Genomic DNA, 4,460 nt, shown 5'->3' on the forward strand with positions numbered 1-4,460 from the left:
ATTATCTCTTATGCCTATGGTAGCTTTTGCTGATGATGGGGTTGGTGGTGATAGTGGGAATGGCAGTGGGTTGTTTTTAGGTCTTGAAAAGTCGCTAAATGTGCAAGAACCTAACTTGAATTTGTATGGAATTTTTAATAATTGTAAGGAGTTCTTTATGAACAAACATTTTAAAAAAATAGCACGTGTAGCAGCATTATCTCTTATGCCTATGGTAGCTTTTGCTGATGATGGGGTTGGTGGTGATAGTGGGAATGGCAGTGGGTTGTTTTTAGGGCTTGAAAAGTCGCTAGATTTGCAAGAACCTAACTTGAATTTTTATGGAATTTTTAATAATTGTAAGGAGTTCTTTATGAACAAACATTTTAAAAAAATAGCACGTGTAGCAGCATTATCTCTTATGCCTATGGTAGCTTTTGCTGATGATGGGGTTGGTGGTGATAGTGGGAATGGCAGTGGGTTGTTTTTAGGGCTTGATACTGGATATACTTTTGGTTTTGAAAAATTTCAACTAAAAAATTCAACAACAATAACCTCGATAACAATGTTATATGGTGCAAATATTGGGGTAAAAGCTGGATATAATTTCTATTTTACACAAATGTTTGGTGTGCGTGGATATTTGGATTATACTTTTGTTTTTAACCCTATAAGTGCAAGTAGTGTTACAGTTTTTAGTTCTGCACATGTAATCACACTGAATGCCGACTTGCTTGTGAATCTTATACAAACAGATTCAGTTGCATTTGGTGCATTTGTAGGTATTGGTCTTGGCTATGGTATGGCTAGTGTAACAGAGACAAATAATGTTGGCACAACGGAAGATTTAATGAAAACAAGTGGCTTTATTCTACCTGTTAATGTTGGCTTAAGCCTTACAGCAAATAATCATCATAGATTCGAGCTTGGCTTTAAAATCCCAACTTTAGATATGAGTGTTACTGAAACAAGCAGTGGCAAAATCCCCACAAATCTTTATGAAACAAATAGCGTGAGACTATTTACAACTTCAGTAGGTTATAGCTATATTTTCTAATTTAGCTTTGTAATAAACCCTTTTTCACCCTTTTATGCTTTTCAAAACAAAGCATGAGAGATAAAGGGCAGGTTTAGAGAGATTAAATCTTTCTATCTTACTTACATAAATATTTGATCTCGCTGCTTATATGCTATTTTACTTTTAATTTCTTGCAATTCTTTATAATCTATTTTTATGCTTATGTGTTTCATTATATATTTTTACAATTTTAGTTTTAAAGACCATTGAGATTCTACATTCTAACGCTGCATGGATTAAGAATATACAAGGCTTTGTTTAATTAATAAGCCATCTAAATTACTTTTAGGCTTAAATATAAATGGTCCTTGTGTAATTTTATGATTTTTAACCTTATTATTAAAACATTTTAGATTCTAAAATTATAAGTCCCATATCTCTATAATAGTGTTGTAAAAACACCTATGCAAACATAGAATCTATGGTTAATGTAAAAGCAAAGACTAGACTAAATCTTATAGCCTGCCTTATGTTCTCACTCTTTGCGTTGTATCACCTTTTGTTTTTTGTCTTCTGCGCGTTTCATAAAGTCTGGGACTCTGCCTCTTTCTGCTTCTAGTTTTGCTACTTGCTGGAATAGCTCTACAACTGCTTCAAACATTTCTCCGGGGATCATTCTATCCACATCGACAAGTCTGTAAAGCTCCCTTGCTAAAGGTGGATTCTCAATGATTAGAATCTCATGTTCCCTTGCAATGCCTTTAATCCTTACAGCAAGATGATCTATCCCCTTTGCTACGACAACTGGGGCAGATTCTGTCTCGCTATTAAAACGCAAAGCCACTGCGTAATGCGTGGGGTTTGTTACCACCACATTGGCACTAGGGATTGCACTCATCATTTTATTCATAGCATTTTTCATCATTATTTGACGGATTTTTGCTTTTACTTCTTGATTCCCTTCTTGTTGTTTAAACTCATCTTTTAGCTCTTGCTTACTCATACGCAAACTTTTGATATATTGGTACCGCTTGATTAAAAAGTCAAGTATCCCCATAACCAAGAATAAAAATAGCAATGCACCAATGAGAATGAGAGCCTTTTGATAAAACCATGTTAGCTGTTCTTTTAGCGGACTCATAGAGATATTTGCCACTTCATCTAAAAAGCCTACAAAGATGAAAAAACCTACCGCAAATGCGATAAATACTTTCAAAGTGATAATGAATCCATCAAGCAATTTTTTGAGTGAGAATAGATTCTTAGCGCCTTTAATAGGGTTTATTTTATCGACTTTTGGTTTTATGATTTTAAAGCTTAATAAAAAGCCAAATTGTGCGACATTGCCGATGATACCAGCAACCATGAGAGCGAAGAAAAAGGGCATAGCACATAATGCGGCGACTTTTAGTATAGTGAGTGTAATGGCAAAAATTGTGTGCATATTAAAATCCACTAAGAAAAGCTTCGTGCATTCAACATACAAGCCTTTAAAGATTTTCACCCAAAATGGAAATATGATAAAAAGCAGCATTAATCCTACGACTAAGCCTACAAGCCCGACTAAATCAGGGCTTTTTGCGACACTGCCCTCTTCTCTTGCCTTTTGTATTTTGCGTTGAGAGGGGGCGTGGGTTTTCTCTTCTTCTACCATTTTTTATCCTATGTGTTATGCTTTGTGTGAATCTTTAAGTATCTAAGGCGAAATTATAGCAAAGTTTATTAATAGGGCGATTTATGCGTAAAGTCCTTGCTACTCATAGGTGGTATGCCAAAACTCACACCAAACTCTAAAGTAAGCATGAGATTATTACTCGCATTATAATGCACGGGAATATTATTTATATGTATCGTGTTTGATGGCTCTAGCATGTAATAAATACCTTTCAAAGACGCATAAAAGTCTGCTTTGTCTTTGTTGGTAAAGCTAGATTCTGCATTCTCTCTTTTATAGAGCAGATTGAGACTAAAAAGTAAGCGATGTCCGCCCTTTAGTGTAGCAATATTCGCATAAGAATCTATGCGATAGCGACCACTTACACAATAGCTATATCCTAGCTGATAGGAAAGCATAAAGCGTTCTGTAAGCTTTGTGTTAGAATAGAGATTAAAGCCTAGAAAAATAGCTTCATTTGATAGCCTTTGGGCTACATTCCAGCCGAGATTATACATATTTACAGGCAGGGATAGTGTGAGTAAAATGGGCTTGTCTAAAGAGCCGAGATTAAGCCCTGCATTAAGGTCCATAAGCACAAAGCCACCCATGCGATCTTGTATATTTGTATTATTCAAGCCTTGTATATAGCCGCTTTGCGCTACATTAAATAAGCCAACTTGCAAATCATAATTAAATGCAAAACGCTTTGAATAATAGTTTGTAAAAGCGGAGAGATAACCACCAATATTATTAAAATCAGGCATACCACCCGCTTTGAAATTCGCATAAGCCACCCCAGAGCCTATACCAAAATGAGAGCAATAACCCTCATAGCATTTATACGCAAAAGCTATATTAAAAGATAGTATCACGCAAAATATATATCTAAAAAGCATAACTTTAAATCGCATTTACTCCCCTTTTTTGCTATTAATCATGAGATACATTATAGCTTGTTTTTGTGGTTTTATATGCTTCAAAACCCAATCCACACGCCAAATAAAAGCATAATAAAAGCACAGATAGACAATGAAACCTATTTCATAACAACAGATAAAAACAACATTACAGCCATAGAAAAACAAGAAATACAGAATCTAGCACAGCCAAAGACTTATGATGAACTCATGCAAAGAGACAAAAACCAAGCAACTAAGCTAGATTCTATGTATAATCAATATGTAGAAATAGCAGAGATAAAAGAGAAAGAAGCAGAAAAACAATTATTGTTAGAGTATAAGCCAGAGATAAAAGAAACTAGCGTTAAAGAATTGCCAACAAAAAGCAATTTAGAAAGAGATTTAACACAGCAAGAAATAAAAGAAACCATAGATAAGTGGGATTTAACTAAGCCAAACGCAAATGATAAATTAATAATCTCAAAAGTAGAGCAAGATGAGTTAGAATTGCTGAAAAAAGATTTTGATTTTAAAGGAAATTATGCGGTAGTAAGAGAAATTGATGCCGAGCATTTAGCACACGCTTTAAATCGACATAGTGATGAAGCGATAGAGACTTCACGCAATCAAATACCTATTACAAAAGATGAAGCCCTAGACTATCAAAGTATAATCAAAACACACGATACACGAGAAGTAAGCGGAAATCATATTGTTTATAAAAAGCAAATTAACGGACATTATGTTGCAGTAGAAGAAGTGCTAACAGGTAAAAATAAATTAAGATTTGTAACAATGTGGAAAAGTAGGGGAAATATCACGACCGCCCCTACGCCTTCCTCTAAGGGATACGACTTAGACCGAACTCTAAGTGGCAGTTATGAAGCAGACATTATACCACAAAATC

The 4,460-nt window shown here is 34.8% G+C and carries 4 protein-coding genes; 2 read left to right on the forward strand and 2 right to left on the reverse strand.

Features of this window, described 5'->3' with window-relative positions:
• The coding region (locus C6H08_RS07755; protein WP_233708531.1) for an outer membrane beta-barrel protein at positions 1–1,036 on the forward strand (1,036 nt) is incomplete at its 5' end.
• Positions 1,037–1,532: 496 nt separating this feature from the next.
• Here C6H08_RS07755 and flhB read toward each other — a convergent pair.
• Entirely contained in the window at positions 1,533–2,651 is a 1,119-nt protein-coding gene (flhB, locus tag C6H08_RS07760) for a flagellar biosynthesis protein FlhB (protein ID WP_034562504.1), read from the reverse strand.
• A 68-nt stretch (positions 2,652–2,719) separates the two neighbouring features.
• Positions 2,720–3,565: a hypothetical protein gene (locus C6H08_RS07765; RefSeq protein ID WP_034562506.1), complete on the reverse strand. Its 846-nt coding sequence runs from the start codon at positions 3,563–3,565 to the stop codon at positions 2,720–2,722.
• A gap of 60 nt (positions 3,566–3,625) precedes the next feature.
• Here C6H08_RS07765 and C6H08_RS07770 point away from each other — a divergent pair.
• Positions 3,626–4,460: PBECR3 domain-containing polyvalent protein (locus C6H08_RS07770; RefSeq protein WP_459178057.1), on the forward strand; the 835-nt coding region annotated here is incomplete at its 3' end.

Origin of the sequence: Helicobacter bilis (assembly GCF_900198365.1) — a bacterium.
GTDB lineage: Bacteria > Campylobacterota > Campylobacteria > Campylobacterales > Helicobacteraceae > Helicobacter_A > Helicobacter_A bilis_B.

What these genes read in the sequence shown, in the direction of transcription:
- C6H08_RS07765 (WP_034562506.1), bottom strand. Translation starts at nt 3,565, where the DNA reads ATGCGATTTAAAGTTATGCTTTTTAGATATATATTTTGCGTGATACTA.
- flhB (WP_034562504.1), bottom strand. Translation starts at nt 2,651, where the DNA reads ATGGTAGAAGAAGAGAAAACCCACGCCCCCTCTCAACGCAAAATACAA.